The 22,518-nt window shown below is 66.2% G+C and carries 21 protein-coding genes; 16 read left to right on the top strand and 5 right to left on the bottom strand.

Translation table 11 applies throughout. The annotated features are described in order from the left end of the window. The first annotated feature begins 16 nt into the window (after window positions 1-16). The 16 genes from ACOHWE_RS18580 (at window position 17) to ACOHWE_RS18505 (ending at window position 16,057) form a co-directional block, all read left to right on the top strand. Window positions 17-196 carry a hypothetical protein gene (locus ACOHWE_RS18580; RefSeq protein ID WP_420668230.1) on the top strand — a complete coding sequence of 60 codons (180 nt, stop codon included), beginning with the start codon at window positions 17-19 and terminating at the stop codon, window positions 194-196. A gap of 88 nt (window positions 197-284) precedes the next feature. Further along, a complete protein-coding gene (locus ACOHWE_RS18575; protein WP_420668227.1) occupies window positions 285-461 on the top strand; it encodes a hypothetical protein in 177 nt (58 codons plus the stop codon). A gap of 108 nt (window positions 462-569) precedes the next feature. After that, window positions 570-1,427 (top strand): Flp pilus assembly protein CpaB, encoded by an 858-nt coding sequence (gene cpaB / locus ACOHWE_RS18570; RefSeq protein WP_420668226.1) that lies wholly within the window; start codon window positions 570-572, stop codon window positions 1,425-1,427. 216 nt (window positions 1,428-1,643) lie between these two features. Further along, the gene (locus tag ACOHWE_RS18565; RefSeq protein ID WP_420668225.1) at window positions 1,644-3,050 is read left to right on the top strand and encodes a type II and III secretion system protein family protein; all 1,407 of its coding nucleotides are present in this window, start codon (window positions 1,644-1,646) and stop codon (window positions 3,048-3,050) included. A gap of 17 nt (window positions 3,051-3,067) precedes the next feature. Continuing rightward, window positions 3,068-3,697, top strand: a complete 630-nt coding sequence (locus tag ACOHWE_RS18560; protein WP_420668224.1) for an OmpA family protein — start codon at window positions 3,068-3,070, stop codon at window positions 3,695-3,697. 172 nt (window positions 3,698-3,869) lie between these two features. After that, window positions 3,870-5,105 (top strand): CpaE/TadZ family protein, encoded by a 1,236-nt coding sequence (locus ACOHWE_RS18555; protein WP_420668223.1) that lies wholly within the window; start codon window positions 3,870-3,872, stop codon window positions 5,103-5,105. A gap of 83 nt (window positions 5,106-5,188) precedes the next feature. Further along, window positions 5,189-6,634: a TadA family conjugal transfer-associated ATPase gene (locus ACOHWE_RS18550; RefSeq protein ID WP_420668222.1), complete on the top strand. Its 1,446-nt coding sequence runs from the start codon at window positions 5,189-5,191 to the stop codon at window positions 6,632-6,634. After that, window positions 6,634-7,602, top strand: a complete 969-nt coding sequence (locus ACOHWE_RS18545; protein ID WP_420668221.1) for a type II secretion system F family protein — start codon at window positions 6,634-6,636, stop codon at window positions 7,600-7,602. Before ACOHWE_RS18550 ends, ACOHWE_RS18545 begins: the two co-directional genes overlap by 1 nt. An 11-nt stretch (window positions 7,603-7,613) precedes the next feature. Then, window positions 7,614-8,597 (top strand): type II secretion system F family protein, encoded by a 984-nt coding sequence (locus ACOHWE_RS18540; RefSeq protein ID WP_420668220.1) that lies wholly within the window; start codon window positions 7,614-7,616, stop codon window positions 8,595-8,597. A gap of 2 nt (window positions 8,598-8,599) precedes the next feature. Beyond that, a complete protein-coding gene (locus ACOHWE_RS18535) occupies window positions 8,600-9,190 on the top strand; it encodes a tetratricopeptide repeat protein (RefSeq protein ID WP_420668219.1) in 591 nt (196 codons plus the stop codon). Between the two features lie 132 nt (window positions 9,191-9,322). Next, a complete protein-coding gene (locus ACOHWE_RS18530; protein ID WP_420668218.1) occupies window positions 9,323-10,174 on the top strand; it encodes a tetratricopeptide repeat protein in 852 nt (283 codons plus the stop codon). Between the two features lie 3 nt (window positions 10,175-10,177). Further along, a complete protein-coding gene (locus ACOHWE_RS18525) occupies window positions 10,178-10,675 on the top strand; it encodes a prepilin peptidase (protein WP_420668217.1) in 498 nt (165 codons plus the stop codon). 147 nt (window positions 10,676-10,822) lie between these two features. After that, window positions 10,823-12,130, top strand: coding sequence for an ATPase (locus ACOHWE_RS18520; protein WP_420668216.1), 1,308 nt, complete (start codon window positions 10,823-10,825; stop codon window positions 12,128-12,130). Window positions 12,131-12,421: 291 nt separating this feature from the next. After that, window positions 12,422-14,836, top strand: coding sequence for a ligase-associated DNA damage response DEXH box helicase (locus tag ACOHWE_RS18515; protein WP_420668215.1), 2,415 nt, complete (start codon window positions 12,422-12,424; stop codon window positions 14,834-14,836). Between the two features lie 70 nt (window positions 14,837-14,906). After that, window positions 14,907-15,557, top strand: a complete 651-nt coding sequence (gene pdeM / locus ACOHWE_RS18510) for a ligase-associated DNA damage response endonuclease PdeM (RefSeq protein WP_420668214.1) — start codon at window positions 14,907-14,909, stop codon at window positions 15,555-15,557. Window positions 15,558-15,628: 71 nt separating this feature from the next. Next, the gene (locus ACOHWE_RS18505; protein WP_420668213.1) at window positions 15,629-16,057 is read left to right on the top strand and encodes a PaaI family thioesterase; all 429 of its coding nucleotides are present in this window, start codon (window positions 15,629-15,631) and stop codon (window positions 16,055-16,057) included. Between the two features lie 105 nt (window positions 16,058-16,162). On the opposite strand, the gene folD is transcribed toward ACOHWE_RS18505, so the two are convergent. The 5 genes from folD to ftsH all read right to left on the bottom strand — a co-directional run bounded on the left by folD (window position 16,163) and on the right by ftsH (window position 22,489). Beyond that, entirely contained in the window at window positions 16,163-17,065 is a 903-nt protein-coding gene (folD, locus tag ACOHWE_RS18500) for a bifunctional methylenetetrahydrofolate dehydrogenase/methenyltetrahydrofolate cyclohydrolase FolD (protein WP_420668212.1), read from the bottom strand. Between the two features lie 120 nt (window positions 17,066-17,185). Continuing rightward, window positions 17,186-18,862 carry a formate--tetrahydrofolate ligase gene (locus tag ACOHWE_RS18495; RefSeq protein ID WP_420668211.1) on the bottom strand — a complete coding sequence of 559 codons (1,677 nt, stop codon included), beginning with the start codon at window positions 18,860-18,862 and terminating at the stop codon, window positions 17,186-17,188. A 186-nt stretch (window positions 18,863-19,048) separates the two neighbouring features. Continuing rightward, window positions 19,049-19,624 carry an MOSC domain-containing protein gene (locus ACOHWE_RS18490; protein ID WP_420668210.1) on the bottom strand — a complete coding sequence of 192 codons (576 nt, stop codon included), beginning with the start codon at window positions 19,622-19,624 and terminating at the stop codon, window positions 19,049-19,051. A gap of 64 nt (window positions 19,625-19,688) precedes the next feature. Beyond that, window positions 19,689-20,381, bottom strand: coding sequence for a hypothetical protein (locus ACOHWE_RS18485; protein WP_420668209.1), 693 nt, complete (start codon window positions 20,379-20,381; stop codon window positions 19,689-19,691). A 194-nt stretch (window positions 20,382-20,575) separates the two neighbouring features. After that, window positions 20,576-22,489, bottom strand: coding sequence for an ATP-dependent zinc metalloprotease FtsH (gene ftsH / locus ACOHWE_RS18480; RefSeq protein WP_420668208.1), 1,914 nt, complete (start codon window positions 22,487-22,489; stop codon window positions 20,576-20,578). Window positions 22,490-22,518: the final 29 nt, after the last annotated feature.

Here is a 22,518-nt window from a genome sequence, read left to right as displayed (position 1 = left end):
TTGGAGGGACGACACCATGATCAAGTTCATCAAAAACTTCCGCAAAGACGACTCCGGCGCCGTGACCGTGGACTGGGTCGTGCTGACCGCCGCCGTCGCCGCCCTGGCCGGCGTGGTCTACACCGCCATCGAGAACGGCGCTTCCGATCTGACCAGCGGCACCGGCTCCTACCTGTCGACCAAGAAGCCGACCTAAGCGCATCGCACAGGGTTTTGCGGCGGCCCGGGAAATGTCCCGGGGCGCCGCCTTGCCCCGCAGGGGCTGACGCAGCGAGGTGCGCGATATGAAACGGCTTTGGTCCTTTCTGGCGAGCGATGACGGTGCCATCACTGTCGACTGGGTTGTTCTGAGCGCTGCAATCATCGGGCTCGCGGTGCTGATCTCCAGCGCCATGGAAGACGGCGCCATGGGGCTTGCCGAGGCAATGGCCGCCTATATGACGAACTGGTCGTTCAGCTGAGCCCGCCTGCCCCGGCGGAAGAATGGGTCCGCCCCGCAGCGCTTTGATTAATCCAGCAGCCGGTCCCGCCCGCGCGGAGCCGGCCCCTAGTTCTTGAGAGGTCACGGTATGCGTGCTGTTTTCGGTTTGGTGCTGATCATCGGGGTCGCCCTTGCGGGCGGCGCGGTGATGATGGCGAAGAACTATATCACCGCCTATCAGAACGAACTGGCGCGCGAACGCGCGGCCCGCGCCGAGATGGTTCCGACGGTGGACGTCTATGTCGCCACCGCCCCGTTGAAGTATGGCGAGCGGCTGACAGAGGAAACGGTGCGCGCGGTGCGCTGGCCGGAAAATGCCATTCCCGGCGGCGCGTTCCAGTCGCTGGAGGCGCTGTTCCCGCCGGAGGCTGCGGGCAAACCCCGCGTCGTGCTGCGGGCGATGGAGAAGGACGAGGCGATCCTGGCTGCAAAGGTGACGGCGCCGGGCGAAGACGCGGGCATCACCTCGCGGCTGCAGCGCGGCATGCGGGCCTTCGCGATCAAGGTGGACGTGGCCTCGGGCGTGTCGGGCTTCCTGCGGCCAGGCGACAAGGTGGACGTCTACTGGACCGGCCTGATGCCGCATGCGGATGCGGGGCGCGGCGAGGTGACCCGGCTCATCGACACCAACGTGGAACTGGTCGCGGTCGACCAGAGCGCGGGCGGCGACATCGACGGCGCCATCATCGCCCGCACCGTGACCGTCGCCGTGCGCCCCGAGCAGGTAGCGGCGCTCGCGCAGGCGCAGACCACCGGGCGGCTTTCGCTGGCGCTGGTCGGCGCGGGCGACGACACCATCGCGCAGATGGTTGAGGTCGACCAGCGCAAGCTCCTGGGGCTTGGCGCGCTGGAAGCGCCGCAGCAGGCCGAGAAGGAGCAGGTCTGCACCATCCGCACCCGCCGCGGAGCCGAGGTGGTGGAGATCCCGATCCCCTGCACCAACTGAGGAAAACCCTTGCACCGCAGACTGTTAACAGGTTCAGCCCCGCCGCCCGCCCGGGCGGTGCGGGTCTTTTCTGTTGCCCCTGCCCCACAGCGCCTCTCGCCCCTCACGGGTGCGGAAGCCTTTGATTCTTGCAATAATTCCCGAGCCGGGCCACAGTGGCGAAAACCCCGGGCGGCAAGACCCGGGGGCAGAGGCGTGATCGGAAAGGCAGGTCACATGGGAATTCGAAGGTTCGTGGCGGCGGCCCTTATTGGGCTCTCGCTTTTGGCTGTGCCCGCGGCGGACGGGGCGCAGGCGCAATCGCTGCGCGTAGTCAAGAAGGGCACCGCGGCCACCCTGGATGTGCCGATGAACCGCGCCGTGGTGGTCGAAAGCCAGACCCCCTTCGCCGAACTCAGCATCGCCAACCCGTCGATTGCGGACATCTCTTCGCTGTCGGACCGCACCATCTATGTGCTGGGCAAGTCGCCGGGGCTGACCACACTGACCCTGCTTGATGGCTCGGGGCGGCTGATCACCAATGTCGACGTGCGCGTGTCCGCCGATGTGAGCGAGTTCAAGGAGCGGCTGCGCCAGATCCTCCCGAACGAGAAGATCGAGGTGCGCACCGCCAACGACGGCATCGTGCTGTCGGGCACCGTATCGAGCGCCGCGCGGCTGCAGCGGGCGCTGGACCTGGCGGAGCGCTACGCGCCGGAGCGGGTCAGCAACCTGATGTCGGTGGGCGGCGTGCAGCAGGTCATGCTCAAAGTGCGCTTTGCCGAGATGCAGCGTTCGGTGTCGAAATCGCTGAGCGCTTCGCTCGGCTTCCAGGGCGGCACCGGCAGCGGCCGCACCGGCGGCACCAATACGCTCAACACCTCCGGCGCGCTGGCCAATTCTCTGGCGGGCAACATCCCCGCCGCAAACGAGAATACCGGCGCCTTCCTGTTCGGCTTCAACGCCGGTTCGGTGCAGGTGAGCCTGCTTCTGGAGGCGCTGGAACAGAAGGGCGTGGTGCGCACGCTGGCGGAGCCGAACCTCTCGGCACTGTCGGGCCAGGAGGCCAAGTTCCTGGCGGGCGGCGAATATCCGGTGCCGGTGGCGCAGGAAGACGGCGTCATCACCATCGAGTTCAAGCCCTTCGGCATCGAGCTGAACTTCATTCCCCGGGTGGTGGACAGCGATGTCATCAACCTGGAACTCAATGCCGCGGTCTCCGCCATCGACCCGACCAACTCGCTTGAGCTGAGCGGGCTCACCATCGACGCGTTCTCGCGCCGGGAGACCTCGACCACGGTGGAAATGCGCGATGGCGAGAGCTTTGCCATTGCCGGGCTGATCCGGGACGAGTTCCTCGACAACTCTTCCCAGCTGCCCTGGCTGGGCGACGTGCCGGTGCTGGGCGCGCTGTTCCGCAGCGCCGACTACCAGCGCGAGCAGACTGAACTGGTGATCATCATCAGCGCGCATCTGGTCACCCCGACGCGGGGCGAGGCGCTAACCCTGCCCACCGACCGGGTGAAACCGCCGAGCGAGAAGGACCTGTTCCTGTTCGGCCGCACCTCGCGCACCAGCCACGGCGCGGCCGGGGAGGTCGCAAAGCAGGATTTCAACGGCTCCTACGGCTACGTGCTGGATTGAGCGGAAGGATGGGACGGATGATCAGACACGCCGCGATTGCTGCCCTCGCCCTGACCGTGGCGGCTTGTGAGCGCGAGGCCGGGCGCGAGCTGTACCGCGAGGGCGGCTTCGGCGATGCCGCGGCGGGCAATGCCGCAGTGATGAGCGGCGACCGCAGCTTCACCATCCAGCTTGCCACCCGCTTTGCCCGGGAAGTGCCCACCACCATCACCTTCGCCTTCGACAGCGCCCGGCTGGAGCCGGAGGCACGCGCGGTGCTGGACCGGCAGGCACATTGGATCCGCCAATTCCCCGAGGTGCGCTTCCGGGTCTACGGCCATACCGACGCGGTCGGCAGCCAGGCTTACAACAAGGCGCTTGGCCTGCGGCGGGCGCAGGCGGCGGTGAACTACCTGGTGGCACGCGGCGTCAGCCGCCACCGGCTGGAGGCACTGGTCTCTTTCGGCGAGACCCGGCCGCTGATCCCGACCCCCGACCGAGAGCGCCGCAACCGCCGCACGGTGACCGAAGTGAGCGGGTTCCTGAAGAGCCACCCGATGCTGCTGGATGGCAAATACGCCCAGGTGATCTACCGCGAATATGTCGAAAGCGCGGTGCCCGAAACCACGCTGACCGAACAGCGCTCGATCGGCCGCGAGCTTCAGTAGAACCCCTGCCCGATGGCGGCGGGCTCTGCGTTCCGCGGTTTGCAAGCGGTGAACAATACCCAAGATTTGGGGCTTTTTGGCCCCAATCTCGCCCAACTTGTCACCGACATTGTTTCCAAGAGGCAAACTGTGCCCTGTGCGCAGCCGGCCTCAGGGAACAAGGATGATGGTGATGAGCAGCGAACCTTCGCAAACAGACACTTCTGCGATTATTGCCTGCACGATCAGCCGCGACGTGCAGAATTTCGACCTCTTGATAGAAGACATGGAAGCCGCCATGGGCGAAGCCTGGGGCGATCTGGGCTTCCAGGAGGCGCTGACCTTCTTCACGCAGCCTGAGTCGGAACCGCTGCAATTTGTGGCGTTGGCCATCGACAGCGACGACGAGGGCGATCTGGCGCTGATGGGCGAGATCATCGCCCAGGCCAAGGCGCAGGGCATCAAGGTGATTCTGATCGCCGATGACGTGACACCCGCGTCGCTGCACAGCCTGCTGCGCCAAGGCGCCGATGAGTTTATCCCCTACCCGCTGCCCGAACAGGAGCTGAAGGCCGCGATCGAGCGGCTGCGCGCGCCGGAGGGCGGCGCGGAGGAATCCCAGGTTCGGCACCAGCTGCAATCGGGCAGCCAGCGCGAGGGCGCGGTGATTGCCTGCCACGGGCTGGCGGGCGGCACCGGTTCAACGACGCTGGCGGTGAACCTGGCCTGGGAACTGGCAGCCTTGAGCGAGCACAAGGAGCCGCGGGTCTGCCTTCTGGATTTCGACCTGCAGCACGGCTCGGTCTCCACCTATCTCGACCTGCCCCGGCGAGAGGCGGTGATGGAGATGCTCAGCGAGACCGAGAGCATGGATGAGGAGCTGTTCGGCCAGGCGCTTCTGACCTTCCGGGACAAACTGCAGGTGCTGACTGCGCCCGCCGAGATGATCCCGCTCGACATCCTGACGCCGGATGACATCGAGCGGGTGGTGGAGATGGCGCGGAGCCACTTCGACTTTGTGGTGATCGACCTGCCGCACACTTTGGTGCAGTGGTCCGAGACGGTGCTGAACATGGCGCATGTGTATTTCGCGCTGATCGAGCTGGACATGCGCTCGGCGCAGAATGCGCTGCGCATGAAGCGGGCGCTGCAGTCCGAGGACCTGCCTTTCGAGAAGCTGCGCTTCGCTCTGAACCGGGCCCCGAAATTCACCGACCTTAGCGGCAAGTCACGGGTGAAGCGGCTGTCGGAGTCGCTGGGCATCTCGGTCGACCTGCAACTGCCGGATGGCGGCAAACCAGTGCCGCAGAGCTGCGATCACGGCACGCCGCTGGCGCTGTCGGTGGCCAAGAACCCGCTGCGCAAAGAGATCGCGAAGCTCGCGGCCTCGCTGCACGAGCTGGGAAAGAACGAAGCCCAAGCGGCCTGAGGGCTGGGAGTTGAGTTTGCGCGGCCACGGGGCCGCAGAAATGCCGGCGCTGCCCCAGCGGCAGCCCGTCTGAGGGTAAGCCGATGTTTTCCAAATACAAGAAGCAGTCACCGAAAACCGCGCCGCCGCCGCCGCCCGCCGCTCCGGCGCTGCCTGCGGCGGACGAGGCCGCAAAGCCTGCAGTCAGCCTGCGCCGCCCGGTTGCGCGCAAAGCGGCCGAAGCGCTGCCCGCCGACAAGGAACGCAAGCGCAAGGAACGGCTGAACGAGATCAAGGTGCAGCTGCACCGCGACCTGCTGGAAAACCTCAACCTCGCGGCGCTGGAACGGGCGGGCGAGGCCGAGCTGCGGGCGGAAATCGCCTCGATCAGCGCCGAGATTCTGGAAGAGAAGAGCATTGTGCTGAACCGGGAGGACCGGCAGCAGCTGAACAAGGAGCTTTTTGACGAGGTGACGGGCCTCGGGCCGCTGGAAACCCTGCTGCAAGACGAGACCGTCAGCGACATCCTGGTGAACGGCCCGCATCAAATCTTCGTCGAGCGCAGCGGCAAGCTGGAACTCAGCGACATCGGCTTCAAGGACGAGAAGCACCTGATGCGGATCATCGACAAGATCGTCTCCGCCGTGGGGCGGCGCGTCGATGAGAGCAACCCCTATGTCGACGCCCGCCTCGCCGACGGCTCCCGCTTCAACGCGATGGTGCCGCCGATTGCGGTGGACGGCTCTCTGGTGTCGATCCGGAAGTTCAAGAAGGACAAGCTGGGCATCGACGATCTGGTGAGTTTCGGCGCCTTCACCGAGGAAATGGCCGCCTATCTGCAGGCCGCGGTCTCGACCCGGCTGAACGTCATCGTCTCGGGCGGCACCGGTTCGGGCAAGACCACGACGCTCAATGCACTCTCCTCCTTCATCGACAATTCCGAACGCATCCTGACCATTGAGGACACCGCAGAACTGCAATTGCAGCAGACCCATGTGGGCCGGATGGAAAGCCGCCCGCCGAACGTGGAAGGAAAAGGCGAGGTCTCGCCCCGCGACTGCCTGAAAAACGCCCTGCGGATGCGCCCCGACCGCATCATCGTGGGCGAGACCCGCGGCGAGGAGGTGATCGACATGCTGCAGGCGATGAACACCGGCCACGACGGCTCGATGACGACGATCCACGCGAACTCCGCCCGCGACGGCATCTCGCGCCTGGAAAACATGATCGCGATGGCCGGGATCGAGATGCCGATCAAGGCCGTGCGCAGCCAGATCGCAAGCGCGGTGAACCTGATTGTGCAGGCCTCCCGCCTGCAGGACGGTTCGCGCCGGATGACCTCGATCACCGAGATTACAGGCATGGAGGGCGACGTGATTTCCATGCAGGAGATCTTCCGCTTCCAGCGCGTCGGCCTGACGCCGGACAACAAGATCATCGGCCATTTCACCGCCACCGGCGTGCGCAGCCATTTCTCGGAACGCTTCCGCCTCTGGGGCTACGATTTGCCGCCGACGATCTATGAACCCACCGTGATGGAGAAGCGCTGATGCAGCTGAGTGCCGAGCCGCTGATCTACGGGCTGATCTTCTTTGGCGTGCTGGCGCTGGTCGAGGGGCTGTATCTTGTCACCTTCGGCAAATCGATCAGCCTAAACAGCCGGGTCAACCGCCGCCTGGAGATGATGGAGAAAGGCGGCAACCGCGAGCAAGTTCTGGAACAGCTGAGAAAAGAGCTGCGCCAGCACGCCAAGTCGCAATCCATCCCGCTCTACTCGCTCTTGTCGGAACGCGCGCAGAAGGCGGCAATTGCCTTCACGCCGCGGCAGCTGATCATGATCATGGCGGGGCTCGCCGCGGTGGCCTTTGTGGGCCTCAGCGTCGGCACCTCCGCGGCGCTGCCGGTTCGGGTCCTGGGCTCGGTCCTGATCGGAGTGGGTGCAGTGTTCTTCTGGGTCAACAAGAAGGCGACCAAGCGGATGGCGCTGCTGGAAGAGCAGCTGCCGGACGCGGTAGAGCTGATGGTGCGGTCCTTGCGTGTCGGGCACCCGTTCTCCTCCGCCGTGCAGATCGTCGCCAATGAGGTCGAGGATCCGCTCGCCACGGAATTCGGCATCATCTCCGACGAATGCGCCTACGGCCGCGACGTGGGCGAGGCGCTGAAAGAGATGGCCGAGCGGCTGGACATCCAGGACCTGCGCTTCCTCGCCGTTGCGGTCACCATCCAGCAGCAGTCGGGCGGCAACCTGGCCGAGGTGCTGGCGGGGCTTGCCAAGGTGATCCGCGCCCGCTTCCGCCTGTTCCGCCGGGTAAAGGCAATCACCGCCGAGGCGCAGTGGTCGGGCAAGTTCCTGTCCGGCTTCCCGCTGTTCTGCCTGGGCGGCATCCTCGCCAAGGATCCGAACTATTACGACAGCGTGCTGGACCACCCCTGGTTCATCCCCGCCTGCTTCCTGGTGGGCGCGATGCTGACAGTGAATCTTTTCGTGATGCGCATGCTCACCAACATTAAGGTCTGAAGGAGCGGGAGATGGAGTTTCTGTCCGATATCAACGCCTGGCTGACCGCGCAGTTCGGCGCGTTCGGCCCGCTTCTTGCCCTGGGACTTGGCGGGATGTTCATGATCCTGCTGGCGGTGCCTCTGCTGCTCAACCAGCCCGAGGATCCGCTGAAGAAGCTGCAGCGCGACAATGCGCCGGAGAGCGGCAAGAAGCAATCCAAGAAGGAACGCCTGCGCCAGGCCAACCGCAACGAGCAGCTGCAGAAATTCGCAACCTTCCTGGAGCCGCAGAACGCAGATGAACTTTCCGCAATGGAGCTCAAGCTGCGTCAGGCGGGCTATCAGTCCAAGGACTCGGTGCGCCTGTTCCACTTCGCCCAGTTCGCGCTTGGCCTGATCGGGCTCGCGGCCGGCCTGTTCTACGTGTACGTGCTGAAGGCCGGGTTTGAGTACGACAGCCAGCAGATGGTCATCCGCATCATCGGCCCCGGCGCGGTAGGCTACATGCTGCCGAAATACTGGATCAGCCGCCGCGTCGAGGAGCGCAAGCAGGCGATCACCGCGGGCTTCCCCGATGCGCTCGACATGATGCTGGTCTGCGTCGAGGCGGGCCAGTCGCTGGACCAGTCCATCGTGCGCGTCGCCAAGGAGCTGCACGCCTCCTACCCGGCGCTGGCCGAGGAGTTCGAAATCGTCGCTTACGAAATGAAGGCGGGCAAGGACAAGGACAGGGTGCTTCGCGACATGGGCACCCGCTGCGGGGTTCAGGATGTCTCGTCCTTCGTGACCGTGATGATCCAGTCCGCCACCTTCGGCACTTCGATCGCGGAAGCGCTGCGCGTCTACGCCGGAGAGATGCGCGACAAGCGGGTGATGCGCGCCGAGGAGGCCGCAAACAAGTTGCCCGTGAAGATGACCCTTGCCACAATGACGCTGACGGTGCCGCCTCTGCTGATCATCCTGGTCGGCCCCTCGATCCAAGGCATCATGAACATGGGCAACGCAGGCAACTGAACATGACATATCCGGGACGGGCCCTGCCCCCCCGCCGCGCTGCAGGCCTCGCCGCCGCCAGCCTCCTTGCGCTGGCGGCGGCCTGCGCGCCGGAGGGCTTGAGGCAGGACAAGACCAGCCCTTGGGCGCCGGGCACCGACCTCAGCCAGGAGGCCGAGGACGGGCTCGCTGTAGGTCACCGGCTGATGGCGGCGGGCGAATACGAACTGGCGCTCGACGCCTTCACCCGCGCCGCGCTGGAACAGGGTCTGACAGCCGAGGTGATGTCAGGCATGGGCTCGGCCAAGCTGGGATTGAGGCGTCTGGGCCAGTCGGAGGAGCTCTTGCGCAAGGCTGTCGAGGCCGCGCCGGACTGGCCCGAGGCAGCGAACAACCTTGGCGTCGTGCTGCTGGAGCAGGGCAAGACGGCGGAGGCCGCGCAGGTCCTGAAGCGCGCCTATGCGCTCGATAATGGCGAAAGTGACGCAATCCGGGATAATTTGCGCCTGGCCCTCGCCAAACTGGATGAGCCTGCGCATAGTGAGCCGCAAGACCACGCCTACAGTCTGGTGCGCCAGGGCGGCGGCAGTTACCTGATTCGCCAGACCCCGTGACCGGAGACCGCCATGTCGGAACGGCGGACCCGCGGTGCGGCAGGCAATAGGCTGAACGGGGCGGAACAGCCCCGGAGCAAGGCAGAGCCGGGACAAAAACAGCCCGGGGCAGAGCAGTAGAGGGACGCATCCATGCGCCATCCGATTACCCTACCCGCTTGGCTGGCAGCCGCGGCCCTGCTGCTGGCCGCCTGCGCCAAGGACGCGGACGAAACCGTCGAACGCGCCTTTCAGGAGGTGAACGTCGTCGACGAGAGCAACCTCAATGACGTGATGCTGACCGTGGCCGACCCGAACGAGGCGGTTTCCTATTTCCAGCGCGCTCTCAAGGGCAACGAGGCGCGGATCGACCTGCAGCGCGGGCTTGCGTCCTCGCTGATCCGGGCCAAGCGCGCGACCGAGGGCGCCACCGCTTGGAAGAAAGTTGTGGCGATGGAAGGCGCTACCAGCGCCGACCGGGTGGAGCTTGCGGGCGCCCTGGTGCGCACCGGCGACTGGGAAGGCGCGAAGGCCGCGCTCGATTCGGTTCCGCCCACCCATGAGACCTACGAACGCTACCGGCTGGAAGCGATGGTGGCGGATGCCGGCAAGCAATGGAAGCGCGCCGACAGCTTCTACGAGATCGCCGCGGGGCTCACCACGCGGCCCGCCAAGGTTATGAACAACTGGGGCTACTCCAAGCTCACCCGCGGCGATTTCGCTGCTGCCGAGCGGCTGTTCGGCGAGGCGATCCGCCAGGACCAGACGTTGTTCACCGCCAAGAACAACCTGATTCTGTCGCGCGCCGCACAGCGCAATTACACCATGCCGGTAATCCCGGTGACCCAGACCGAGCGCGCGCAGCTGTTGCACACGCTGGGGCTCTCGGCGGTGAAACAGGGCGATGTGACCACCGGTGAAAACCTTCTGCGCGAGGCGGTGGAGACCCACCCGCAGCACTTCGAGGAAGCCGCCCGCGCGCTGGCGGCGCTGGAGAACGGCTGAGCCATGGCGCTCCCTGCACAGGCCGCGCTGTGGTTTCTGCCCTTCGTGCTGCCCTTGTGCTTTGCGGTCTGCCTGACCGACCTGCGGGGGATGCGCATACCGAACTGGGCAGTGGACACGCTGGCGGCAACTTACGTGGTGGTCGGTGCGCTGGTGATGCCAAGCTGGGCCGCCTACGGCTGGCAGCTTCTGCATCTGCCCCTCGGCATTGGGCTGGGGTTTCTTTTCTACACGGCCGGGGCCGTGGGCGCGGGGGATGCCAAATTTGCTGGCGCCGCCGCGCCCTTCGTGGCCTTTGGCGACCTGCCGGTGATGGCGATGATCTTCTCCGCCAACCTGCTGGCGGGCTTTGCCACCCACCGGCTTGCGAAACACACCGCCCTGCGGCAGCTGGCGCCCGAGTGGGAGAGCTGGCAGGCGGGCAAGAGCTTCCCGATGGGCCTGTGCCTCGGCGGCAGCCTCGCAATCTACCTGAGCCTCGCCGCGGTGTTCGGCAGCTAGGCCCCCTGCCCCCTCACCCAAGGCCCGTTTCCCGGAAAAGATGCAGCTTTGCCCCGCTGCTGCCACAGTGCTGGATATGCTGAGCGGGCTCCGGCCCCTGCGTGCGGGCCGGGCGCGATGCGCAACAGCCCGGGGACAGCCTTTGCCATGAACATGCAGACCCTCACCGTGACCGCGCCGCCCGCTCCCAAGGGGCTGGCGGAGATGCAGCTGCCGCCGGTGATGATGCGGGACATCCTGCTGAAAACGATCTTCCGCAAGAACGCCAGCATGGTGAGCGAGATCGCCGCCGCCATCTGCTTGCCTGGCTCGGTCACGCAGGAGCTGGTCGACATGGCGCGCGAGCAGAAACTGCTGGAGGCGACCGGCACGCTCAACGCCAACAGCGGCAACGAGATGGGCTACCAGCTCACCGATGCGGGCAAGGCGCGGGCGCTCGATGCGCTGAGCCAGTCGGAATATTTCGGCGCCATGCCCGTGCCGCTCGACGTCTACCGCGAGCAGATCAAGCGCCAGTCGATCCGCAACATTCAGGTGACACGCGACCAGCTTACCCGCGCGATGGGCCACCTGGTGCTGCCCGACAGCCTGCTTGGCCACCTGGGCCCGGCGGTGAGCGCGGGCCGCTCGATCCTGATGTACGGCCCGCCCGGCAATGGCAAATCCTCGATCTCCAACGGCATCCGCGATGCGCTTGGCGATCACGTCTACGTGCCGCGCGCGATCGAATACGCGGGCCAGGTCATCACCGTCTACGACCCGATCGTGCACACCGCAGTCGCGCAGGAGCCGGACGACCCCAATGCCCTGCGCCGCCGCCGCCGCTACGACAGCCGTTACGTCTGTTGCGAGCGCCCCACGGTGATCACCGGCGGCGAGCTGACGCTGGAGATGCTCGACCTCGTCTACAACCCCACCGCCCGCACCTATCAGGCGCCGCTGCAGCTGAAATCGGCGGGCGGCATCTTCATCGTCGACGACCTCGGCCGCCAGTCGGAGCCGCCGCAGGCGCTGATCAACCGCTGGATCGTGCCCTTGGAGGAAGGCAAGGACATCCTCGCGCTGCAATCGGGCGAGAAGTTCGAGGTGCCGTTTGATACGCTGGTGATCTTCTCCACCAACTTCCACCCGAACGAGATCTTCGACCAGGCGGCGCTGCGCCGGATCTTCTTCAAGATCAAGATCGACGGGCCGAGCCAGGAGAACTTCCTGAAGATCTTTGCCATGGTCGCGCGCAAGAAGGGTATGCCCCTGGACGAGGCGGCGCTGGTGCACCTCCTGAAGAACCGCTACCCGGAAATCGGCAATGCCTATGCCAACTACCAGCCGGTGTTCCTGATCGACCAGATGATCGCGATCTGCGAGTTCGAGGGCATTCCCTACCAGATGAGCCCCGAGCTGATCGACCGCGCCTGGGCCAATATGTTCGTGAAGGACGAGGTGATCGTGAAGTAAGGGGCCGCGGGCGCTCCCCAAGCTGCGCGCCGCGCATCGCCGGCGCGCGCGGTGGCGATCCAAGCTGGCATGGCTGGCAGTTTATCCCTGCCCAGTCCGTAGACCTTCCCGAGGGACCGCCAGCCTCAGCTAAATCGCCGCCGCGTGGGGGCGCGCCGGCGATGCGCGGCGGCCTTTGGCCTTGTCCCGCGCTAGGGGGCAGTTGGCCCCACGGTTCCTTCGGCCCGGCGGCCTGCCGGAACGCGGCCAAAACTTTTGGAAAAGTTTTGCAGCAGTGCCTACATGGGACGGATGAGCACACTCCCCGACGCCATCCAGTCCTGGTTCACCCGCCGCGGCTGGTCGATCCACCCGCACCAGCAGGAGATGCTGGCGCGCGCCAAGGACCCTGCCACCCTGCTGATCGCCCCCACCGGCGGCGGCAAGACGATGGCGGGCTTCCTGCCGACGCTGGCCGAACTGGCCGATGGCAGCCACCAGGGGCTGCACACGCTCTATGTCTCGCCGCTGAAGGCGCTGGCCGCCGACATCAAGCGCAACCTGCGCACCCCGGTGGAGGAAATGGGCCTGCCCATCCGCATCGACGACCGCACCGGCGACACGCCTTCCAGCCGCAAGAAGCGCCAGCGCGCGGACCCGCCGCATATCCTGCTGACCACGCCCGAAAGCCTCGCGCTTCTCACCTCCTACGAAGACGCTGCACGCACCTTCAAGGGCCTTCGCCGCGTGATCGTGGACGAGATCCACGCGCTTGCGGAAAGCAAGCGGGGCGATCAGCTGATGCTGGCGCTCGCGCGGCTGCAGACGCTCTGCCCCGGCCTGCGAAGGGTCGGGCTCTCGGCCACGGTGGAGGACCCGCAGACCATCGCCGCCACCCTCGCCCGCCACCCGGACCGCTGCTCGGTTCTGGAAGCCGACCCCGGCCCCGCCCCCGACATCCGCATGCTGGAAACCGAGGAGGCTCCGCCCTGGGCCGGAGGCGGCGCGGCCTATGCGATCCCCGCGGTGCTGGAGCAAGTGAAGGCCCACAAGACCACGCTGATCTTCCACAACACCCGCGCCCAGGCGGAGATCTTCTTCCACAACCTGTGGCTGGCCAATGACGAGGCGCTGCCCATTGGCATCCACCACGGCTCGCTCGACCGGGTCCAGCGAGAGCGGGTCGAGGGGGCGATGGTGCGCGGCGAGCTGCGCGCCATTGTCTGCACCGGCTCGCTCGACCTCGGCATCGACTGGGGCGACGTCGACCTGGTGATCCAGATCGGCGCCCCGAAGAACGTGAAACGGCTGGTGCAGCGCATCGGCCGTGCCAACCACCGTTACAATGCGCCTTCCAATGCACTCCTGGTGCCGGCCAACCGCTTCGAGGTGGTCGAATGCCGCGCCGCGCTGGAAGCGGTGCGCGCGGGCGATCTGGACGGCGAGCCCCGGGGACCCGGCCCGCTCGACGTGCTCTGCCAGCACATTCTCATTACCGCCTGCGCCGGGCCCTTCGACGCGGACGCGCTTTATGCGGAGGTCACCACAGCAGGCGCCTATGCAAACCTCAGCCGCGCGGGCTTTGACGCCTGCCTCGATTTCTGCGCCACCGGCGGCTACGCGCTGAAAGCCTACGACCGCTGGCAGCGGCTGCTGCAGTGTCCCGATGGCCGCTGGAAGCTGCGCGACCCGCGCGCCGCCGCCCGCATCCGCATGAACATCGGCACGATCCAGGATTCCGACCTCCTCAAGGTCCGCCTCAAGCACGGCCGCGGCGGCAAGCCCCTGGGCGAGGTGGAGGAAGCCTTTGCCGCCACCCTGACCCCCGGCGACACCTTTCTCATCGGCGGCCGTGTGGTGCGTTACGAAGGCCTGCGCGAAACCACGGTGGAAGTTTCCCGCAATGCCTCGCGCAAACCCAAGATCGCGGTGTTCTCGGGTACTAAGTTCGCCACCTCCACCCAGCTGAGCGCCCGCGTGCTGGACCTGCTTGGCCAGGACAGCTGGCCGAACCTGCCCCGCCATACCGCGGACTGGCTGGCGCTGCAGCGGGAGATTTCGGAACTGCCCCGCGCAGGCCATCTGCTGATTGAAAGCTTCCCGCATGAGGGGCGCGAACACGGCTGCATCTACGGCTTTGCCGGACGCAACGCGCAGCAGACGCTGGGCCTGCTGCTGACCAAGCGGATGGAGGCGCTTGGCCGCGATCCCCTGGGTTTTGTCGCGACCGACTACGCAACGCTGATCTGGGGACTTGAGGAATGGACCGACCCGGCGCCGCTGTTCGAGATCGGCGCGCTCCGGGACGGGCTTGAAGGCTGGCTTGCGGGCAATGCGGTGATGAAACGCTCCTTCCGCGCCGCCGCCACTATTGCCGGGCTGATCGAGAGGAACACGCCGGGCGCCCGCAAGAACGGGCGGCAGGCCACGTTTTCCTCCGATATCCTCTATGACACGCTACGGAAATACGACCCCGGCCACCTGCTGCTGGAGATCACCCGGCAGGAGGCCCTGCGCGGGCTGGTGGATTTCGCCCGGATCGAGGAGATGATGGAGCGCGTGGGCGGCCGCATCACACTCAGGCGGCTGGAGCGGGTGCCGCCGCTGGCCGCGCCGATGCTTCTTGAAACCGGCCGGGTGCCGGTTAAGGGCGCGGCCGAGGAGAAGCTCCTGCTGCGCGAGACCGAAACCCTGATGCGCGAATCGGGGCTTGCGCAGCTCGCCTGATCGCCGGCCGGAGGCCGTCTGCCGCAGCGCGCCCCTTGCGCCGCCCGCCGCTTCGGCTAAAGACCGCAGGATGACAGGTTACGAGTTTTCCTTCTGCGGCGCCCAGCTCACTGCGCTGGGCTCCGGCGCTCTGTGGTGGGCCGAGGCGCAGACGCTCTGCGTTTCCGATCTGCACCTCGGCAAGGCCGAGCGCCACGCCCGGCGCGGCGGCAGCGCCCTGCCGCCCTACGAGACCCGCGACACGCTGATGCGGCTTGCGGCCGCCCTTGAGCAGACCCGGGCCGCCTGCGTGATCTGCCTCGGCGACAGTTTCGATGATGACGCCGCCGCCCATGCCCTGCCCGAGGCAGAGCGGCAGCAGCTCCTGGCGCTGATGCAGGACCGCCGCTGGATCTGGATCGAGGGGAATCATGATCCCGCGCCGCCCTGTTTCGGCGGTGAGCACGCGGGTGAACTGGCGCTTGGCCCGCTCACCTTCCGCCATATCGCCGCGCGGGATGCGCAGGGAGAGGTCTCGGGCCATTACCACCCCAAGGCGCGGCTGCGCGGCACCGTGCGCCCGGCGTTTCTCGTGGATGAGGCGCGGCTGATCCTGCCCGCCTTCGGCACCTATACCGGCGGGCTCTATACCAGCGCGCCGGTGCTGGCGGGGCTGATGGGGCCGCGGGCGCTGGCGGTCTTGACCGGGCCGCGCCCCCTGGCGATGCCGATGCCGCGCTGAATGGCGCAGCGTCACGCGCGCGACAGGGCGGAACTGTCCTATGGTAAGGCCAAGTATCAGGAGAGCCGCGCATGACCGCCCCACACACCGACATCGACACCCGTATCCGCGAAAGCTTTGCCCGCCAGAGCATGATGCAGACCTTCGGCGCCGGGCTGGAGCGCGTCAGCGAGGGCCAGGTGGTGATCGGTGCGCCGATCCTGCCCGGCAGCCGTCAGCAGCATGACGTGGCCCATGCGGCGCTGAGCTTTGCGCTAGGCGACACCGCCGCAGGCTATGCCGCGCTCACGGTGATGCCCGCGGATCAGGAGGTGATGACCGCCGAGATCAAGATCAACCTGCTTGCCCCCGGTGCGGGCGAGCGGCTGCGCGCCACCGGACGCGTGCTGAAACCGGGCCGCCGCCTGGTGGTGGTCTCCGCCGAGGTGCATGCGCTGAGTGCGGGCGAGGAGAAGCTGATCGCCGTCCTGCAGGGTACGATGGTCCCCGTTCCGGCCTGATCCCGGAGGATACGGGCGCCGGCCCTGCCCTGTCATCTTGCCGCAAATACTCCCGCCGGAGGCATCCAGCGGGAGCAGTTGCAACCGGTCAGCGGTTCTGCGGCCTCAGGCCGTCAGCCCCTCGGGCTCCGGCAGCCCGTTGGCGCGGCAGCAGGCGGTGAGCGTATTGGCAAGCAGGCAGGCTATGGTCATCGGGCCGACGCCGCCCGGCACCGGAGTGATGGCGCCCGCGCGCTCGGAGACGGAGGCGAAGTCCACGTCGCCCGCCAGCCGGGTCTTGCCCTCGCCCTTCTCGGGCGCCGGAATGCGGTTGATACCGACGTCGATCACCGTGGCGCCTTCCTTGATCCAGTCGCCCGGCACCATCTCGGGCCGGCCCACCGCGGCGACCACGATATCGGCGCGGCGCACAACTTCGGGCAGGTCCCTGGTGCGTGAGTGCGCGATGGTCACGGTGCAGCTGTCGCCCAGCAGCAATTGCGCCATCGGCTTGCCGACGATGTTCGAACGGCCGATCACCACCGCCTCCTTGCCCGAGAGCGAGCCGTGATAAGCGCGCAGCATCATCAGGCAGCCGAGCGGCGTGCAGGGCACCATCGACTTCTGCCCGGTGCCCAGGAGCCCGACGTTGGAGATATGAAATCCGTCGACGTCCTTTTCCGGCGCAATGGTGTTGATCACCTGCGACTCGTCCATGTGGGAGGGCAGCGGCAGCTGCACCAGGATGCCGTGAACCGCCGGGTCGGCGTTCAGCTTTTCGATCAGCGCCAGCAGGTCTGCCTCGGAGGTGTCCGCATCGAGTTTGTGCTCGAAGGAGTTCATCCCCGCTTCAACCGTGCTCTTGCCCTTGGAGCGCACGTAGACCTGGGACGCGGGATCCTCGCCCACCAGCACCACCGCGAGGCCGGGGGTGAGCCCGTGCTCCGCCTTCAGCCGTGCCACATGTTCGGCCACCTGGCCGCGCACTTCGGCCGCAAAGGCCTTGCCGTCAATCAGTTCTGCCGCCATCGCTGTCTTTTCCTTCCGCTGTCTTGCCGCCATCCGGCCGCCATCCGGGCGCTGCCCCGTCCTAACCTGCAACGGCCCGGGGGGATACCCCGGGCCGCCGCGTTGTGAATGCCTTCCGGCTCAGAACAGCCCTTCGATCTGGCCATCCGCGTTGAGGCGGATGTTCTCTGCCGCCGGGGTGCGCGGCAGGCCGGGCATGGTCATGATCTCGCCGCAGACCACCACGATGAAGCCCGCACCGGCCGAGAGCCGCACTTCACGCACCGGCACCGAGTGGCCCACGGGCGCGCCGCGCAGGGACGGGTCGGTGGAGAAGGAGTACTGGGTCTTCGCCATGCAGACCGGCAGGCTGCCGTAGCCCGCGGCTTCCCATTCCTTCAGCTGGTTGCGGATCTTGGCATCGGCCAGCACCTCGTCGGCGCGGTAGATGCGCTTGGCGATGGTTTCGATCTTTTCGAACAGCGGCATCTCGTCGGGGTAGATCGGCGAGAAGTTGGCGCTGCCGGAGTCGGCCAGGGCAACCACTTTCTGCGCCAGCTCCGCCGAGCCTTCCGAGCCCAGTTCCCAGTGCCGCGACAGCACCGCTTCGACGCCGTGGGTGGCGCAGTAGTCCTTCACCGCCTGCACCTCGGCGTCGGTGTCGGTGACGAAGTGGTTGATCGCGACCACCACCGGAACCCCGAAGGACTTCACGTTCTCGATGTGGCGGCCGAGGTTGGCGCAGCCGTTGTGCACGGCGTCAACGTTTTCGGCCCCAAGGTCGGCCTTGGCGACGCCGCCGTTCATCTTCATCGCGCGCACGGTGGCCACCAGCACCACCGCCGACGGCGCGATGCCCGCCTTGCGGCACTTGATGTTCATGAACTTCTCGGCACCGAGGTCGGCGCCGAAGCCTGCCTCGGTCACCACGTAGTCGGCGACTTTCAGGGCGGTCTTGGTTGCGATCACCGAGTTGCAGCCGTGCGCGATGTTGGCAAACGGGCCGCCGTGCACGAAGGCCGGGTTGTTTTCCAGCGTCTGCACCAGGTTCGGCTGCATCGCGTCTTTCAGCAGCACGGTCATCGCGCCTTCGGCCTTGATGTCGCGGCAGTAGACCGGAGTCTTGTCGCGGCGGTAGGCCACGATGATGTCGCCGAGGCGCTTTTCCAGATCCTTGAGGTCGGTCGCGAGGCACAGGATCGCCATCACTTCCGAGGCCACGGTGATGTCAAAGCCGGTTTCGCGCGGGAAGCCGTTGGAAACGCCGCCGAGGGAGGCAGTGATCTGGCGCAGCGCGCGGTCGTTCATATCGACGACGCGGCGCCAGGCGACGCGGCGGGTGTCGATTTCGCACTCGTTGCCCCAGTAGATGTGGTTGTCGATCATTGCCGACAAGAGCGAATGCGCCGAGGTGATGGCGTGGAAGTCGCCGGTGAAGTGGAGGTTCATCTCCTCCATCGGCACGATCTGGGCATAACCGCCGCCAGCCGCGCCGCCCTTCATGCCGAAGTTCGGCCCGAGCGAGGCCTCGCGGATACAGATCATTGCGTTCTTGCCGATCCGGTTCAGGCCGTCGCCAAGACCCACGGTGGTGGTGGTCTTGCCTTCGCCCGCGGGCGTCGGGTTGATCGCGGTCACCAGGATCAGCTTGCCGTCCTCGCGCTCCTGCACTGAGTTGATGAAGGATTGCGACACTTTTGCTTTGTCGTGGCCATAGGGCAGCAGGTCGTCGCTGGAAATCCCGATCTTCGCGCCGATCTCCTGAATCGGCTTCTTGTTTGCCTCGCGGGCAATCTCGATGTCACTCTTGTAGCTCATGGCCTGATCCCTGTGAGTTAGCATACGATCGCCGGCCCAGATGCCGGTTTAGCCGTAGACTTAGCCATTATGCGGCATTTGGCGCGCGTGATTTCCGACATTATCCTGCCCCGAAGCGGCGTAGGCACGCGGCGGGCGGTGTCTTGGGTGACGCATCGGAAACCCGAGAGCCCCCAAGGCGGAGACTCAGGGGGCCCAGGCGGGCTGGTCCGGCACGAAGAGACCCAGCGATTGCCCCAGCCTCAGGCAGCCCGGACGCTCCACCCAGGCAGTGATTCCCCGGCGGTGCTCCGCGGCCGGCTTGAAGCGGGCGCCGAAGCCCGGATGCTCCGCTTCGATCTCCCGCGCGGGCAGCACGCAGGGACGGTTTTCCAGATTCACGGTGAGGGTGGCGCCATCCGGGGCCTGCAACCGGGCGCCGGGCGGCACGCGGGAGAAATCCGGGATGCCGCCGAGCACGATATTGGCGCCTACCAGCGCAGGGTCGAGCGCGCCAAGCTCCATCCGGGCTGCGATCTGCGCCAGCTCCTCCGCCGACAGCAGGCTGAGCTGGCGGCTGTTGCGGATCTCGGTGCCCCTTGGGTGCAGATTCTTTACCCGGCTGCAGGAGGGCGCTGTGCCGCCCTGGTGGCGCGCGCCAGCCAGCCCGTCAAAGCCGATCTCCAGCTGGTCCGCCGGTCTGGAGCGCAGCCCCTCCCCGGCCGGAGCCTGGCCCAGCCAGGTGATCCTGGCAATGTAATCGGTTTGGCGCAATACAGGCATGGATATGGCCTCCGGCAGTCTGTTCCGGCCGCACAGTCGCCCAATCCCTGTCCTGCTGCAATGATCAGTTGTGCGCCGCAGCCCGCAAGCGCGCGGCGCCGAGGCAGATGGCCCACACCAGCAGCGCGGCGCACATAAGCTCCATCAGCTCCTCACTCACGAAGGCCCATTCGACCACGGCGGCGCTGACCTCGATGCCGAAATCGTCGAGCTTCCGGTCAATCCCGTCCAGCGATTTCGAGGCAACGGCCAGAACCAGTCCGCCAGCAGTGGCCCAGGCCCAGGCCGTGCCCGCCTTCAATGCCTGCAGGAACTGAGGGCCGCCGAGGCGCAGGAGGCGGATGAAAGTGACCAGGATCGCGGCGATAACGGCCAGGCCGACGGCCTTCTCCCAGACCGGCGCGTCCCCTGTGTAAAGACGCATCTGCAGAATGCCTTCGGTCAGGAAGCGCTTGTCGAAGTCCAGTTCCCGCGCGCCGAGGAAAGCAAAGGCCGCCGGGACCTGCCACCAGGCGCCCAGACGATCCAGCGGCAGGAAATAGAGTGCGATCAGGGCGCTGCCGCCCCACAGCACGGCAGAGGCTTTCTCCACCGGGCCGTCTTCATGCAGTCCGTCCGGGAGAGTGTCATAGCCAGTTGCCGCCGCCCAGAGCGCGGCGGCTGCAATCAGCGCCGCAAGCGCCGCGAAAACCGCTTGCGCGGGCAACAATGGCTGGTTGAACGCGCCCGCGCGGGCTTGGCTGTCCAACCCGGACATATTCGTCTTGTGAACGGCCACAGCAATCCCCTGCGTCTTCGTGACAGGAGGGGTACATAGGCGCGCCACCCTGTGGCTTTCAATCCTCCCGGAGAGATTTTTTCCCTGCAGGTGGCCGGGACACATCAGTGTGTCCCATAAGAAAAAGAGCCGCAGTTTCCTGCGGCTCCCCTATCGTTCATAACACGCCCGGTTCAGGCCGAAGGCTCGGGCTCCAGACCTCCGCCGGGCGGGGTTTTCTTCGGCTTTGCCTTGGGAATCGCAGTCACCGAGGCGGTGCCTTCATCCTCATCGTTGTCGTCGTCCTCGCCCGCTTGCGGCGGCTCGCCGTTCATCACGCGCTTGATCTCGTCGCCGGTGAGGGTTTCGTACTCCAAGAGGCCCTGGGCCAGGCGTTCCCACTCTTCCTTGTGCTCCATCAGGATCTGATAGGCGCGCTCATAGCCTTCCTGGATCAGGCGCTTCACCTCGCCCTCGATCAGCTCCTTGGTGTGGGCCGAGACCGAAAAGCCTGCGGTGTTGCCGGAATAGCCCTCATGAGCTTCGGCATAGTCTATGTTGCCGACCTTTTCGGACATGCCCCAGCGCATCACCATGGCGCGGGCCAGCTGGCTGGCCTGCTGGATATCGCCGGCCGGGCCGTTGGAGACGTGGCCTTCGCCGTACTTGATGATTTCGGCGGCCTTGCCCGCCATGGTCATCGCCAGCTTCTGCTCGCACTCATCCTTGTGCCAGTTCAGCCGGTCCATCTCCGGCAGGCTGACCACCATCCCCAGCGCGCCGCCGCGCGGGATGATGGTGGCCTTGTAGACCGGGTCGCACTCCGGCAGCACCAGACCGACAACGGCATGGCCTGCTTCGTGGTAGGCGGTCTTTTCCTTCTGATCCTGGGTCAGCACCATCGAGCGGCGCTCGGCCCCCATCATCACCTTATCCTTGGCGGACTCGAAATCCTCCATGGTTACGAAGCGGCGGCCGACACGGGCGGCCATCAAGGCGGCCTCGTTGACCAGGTTGGCGAGATCCGCGCCCGAGAAACCAGGGGTGCCGCGGGCAATGATGCGCAGGTCCACGTCCGGACCCAGCGGGGTCTTGCGGGCGTGCACGCCCAGGATCTTCTCGCGGCCCTTGATGTCCGGATTGCCCACGGTGACCTGGCGGTCAAAGCGGCCGGGGCGCAGCAGAGCCGGGTCCAGCACGTCCTTCCGGTTGGTGGCGGCGAGGATAATGACGCCTTCGTTGGCCTCGAAGCCGTCCATTTCCACCAGCAGCTGGTTCAGGGTCTGCTCGCGCTCGTCGTTGCCGCCGCCATAACCGGCGCCGCGGTGGCGGCCGACGGCGTCGATTTCGTCGATGAAGACGATGCAGGGCGCGTTCTTCTTGGCCTGTTCGAACATGTCGCGCACCCGGCTTGCGCCGACGCCGACGAACATTTCGACAAAGTCGGAGCCGGAGATGGTGAAGAACGGCACGCCCGCTTCACCCGCGATGGCGCGGGCAAGCAGCGTCTTACCGGTGCCCGGCGGGCCCACCAGCAGCGCCCCCTTGGGAATCTTGCCCCCGAGACGGGAGAATTTCTGCGGGTTGCGCAGGAACTCGACGATTTCCTCGAGCTCTTCCTTGGCCTCGTCGATGCCGGCAACATCGTCAAATGTGACGCGGCCGTGCTTCTCGGTCAGCATCTTAGCCTTGGACTTGCCGAACCCCATTGCGCCGCCTTTGCCGCCGCCCTGCATCCGGTTCATGAAGTAGATCCAGACACCGATCAGCAGGAGGAAGGGCAGCAGGGTGATCAGGAAGGACTGGAAGCCCGACTGCTGCTGCTTCTCAGCCCGGACCGGGATGTTGTTCTCGATCAGCAGCGAGGTGACCTCGGCGTCGCCGGGTTTGATGGTGACATAGTTCTGTCCGTCCGAGGTCGTGTAGCGGACCTGTTCGCCGTCCAGGGTCACGGTCTTGACGTTGCCGGTTTCCACCGAAGCGACAAAATCCGAGAAAGTGCGTTCGCGGCTCTGCATCGTGCTGCCGGAACCGCTGAACAAATTGAACAGCGCCAGAATCAGCAGAAACAGAACGACCCAGAAGGCGATATTACGTGCATTGCCCAAGGAAAGTTCTCCCAATCATTTAGGCGCAC

It is taken from the genome of Cribrihabitans neustonicus (genome assembly GCF_048820895.1).
In the GTDB taxonomy this organism is placed as follows: domain Bacteria; phylum Pseudomonadota; class Alphaproteobacteria; order Rhodobacterales; family Rhodobacteraceae; genus Cribrihabitans_A; species Cribrihabitans_A neustonicus.
This window is presented reverse-complemented; position numbering and strand designations above follow the sequence as displayed.

Excerpts from the sequence above, each read along its gene's own strand:
- ACOHWE_RS18520 (WP_420668216.1), top strand. The coding sequence starts at position 10,823 with ATGAACATGCAGACCCTCACCGTGACCGCGCCGCCCGCTCCCAAGGGG.
- ACOHWE_RS18565 (WP_420668225.1), top strand. The coding sequence starts at position 1,644 with ATGGGAATTCGAAGGTTCGTGGCGGCGGCCCTTATTGGGCTCTCGCTT.
- cpaB (WP_420668226.1), top strand. The coding sequence starts at position 570 with ATGCGTGCTGTTTTCGGTTTGGTGCTGATCATCGGGGTCGCCCTTGCG.
- ACOHWE_RS18525 (WP_420668217.1), top strand. The coding sequence starts at position 10,178 with ATGGCGCTCCCTGCACAGGCCGCGCTGTGGTTTCTGCCCTTCGTGCTG.
- ACOHWE_RS18515 (WP_420668215.1), top strand. The coding sequence starts at position 12,422 with ATGAGCACACTCCCCGACGCCATCCAGTCCTGGTTCACCCGCCGCGGC.
- ACOHWE_RS18495 (WP_420668211.1), bottom strand. The coding sequence starts at position 18,862 with ATGAGCTACAAGAGTGACATCGAGATTGCCCGCGAGGCAAACAAGAAG.
- ACOHWE_RS18535 (WP_420668219.1), top strand. The coding sequence starts at position 8,600 with ATGACATATCCGGGACGGGCCCTGCCCCCCCGCCGCGCTGCAGGCCTC.
- ACOHWE_RS18485 (WP_420668209.1), bottom strand. The coding sequence starts at position 20,381 with ATGTCCGGGTTGGACAGCCAAGCCCGCGCGGGCGCGTTCAACCAGCCA.
- folD (WP_420668212.1), bottom strand. The coding sequence starts at position 17,065 with ATGGCGGCAGAACTGATTGACGGCAAGGCCTTTGCGGCCGAAGTGCGC.
- ACOHWE_RS18545 (WP_420668221.1), top strand. The coding sequence starts at position 6,634 with ATGCAGCTGAGTGCCGAGCCGCTGATCTACGGGCTGATCTTCTTTGGC.
- ACOHWE_RS18555 (WP_420668223.1), top strand. The coding sequence starts at position 3,870 with ATGAGCAGCGAACCTTCGCAAACAGACACTTCTGCGATTATTGCCTGC.
- ACOHWE_RS18540 (WP_420668220.1), top strand. The coding sequence starts at position 7,614 with ATGGAGTTTCTGTCCGATATCAACGCCTGGCTGACCGCGCAGTTCGGC.
- pdeM (WP_420668214.1), top strand. The coding sequence starts at position 14,907 with ATGACAGGTTACGAGTTTTCCTTCTGCGGCGCCCAGCTCACTGCGCTG.
- ACOHWE_RS18560 (WP_420668224.1), top strand. The coding sequence starts at position 3,068 with ATGATCAGACACGCCGCGATTGCTGCCCTCGCCCTGACCGTGGCGGCT.
- ACOHWE_RS18490 (WP_420668210.1), bottom strand. The coding sequence starts at position 19,624 with ATGCCTGTATTGCGCCAAACCGATTACATTGCCAGGATCACCTGGCTG.
- ACOHWE_RS18505 (WP_420668213.1), top strand. The coding sequence starts at position 15,629 with ATGACCGCCCCACACACCGACATCGACACCCGTATCCGCGAAAGCTTT.
- ACOHWE_RS18550 (WP_420668222.1), top strand. The coding sequence starts at position 5,189 with ATGTTTTCCAAATACAAGAAGCAGTCACCGAAAACCGCGCCGCCGCCG.
- ACOHWE_RS18580 (WP_420668230.1), top strand. The coding sequence starts at position 17 with ATGATCAAGTTCATCAAAAACTTCCGCAAAGACGACTCCGGCGCCGTG.
- ACOHWE_RS18575 (WP_420668227.1), top strand. The coding sequence starts at position 285 with ATGAAACGGCTTTGGTCCTTTCTGGCGAGCGATGACGGTGCCATCACT.
- ACOHWE_RS18530 (WP_420668218.1), top strand. The coding sequence starts at position 9,323 with ATGCGCCATCCGATTACCCTACCCGCTTGGCTGGCAGCCGCGGCCCTG.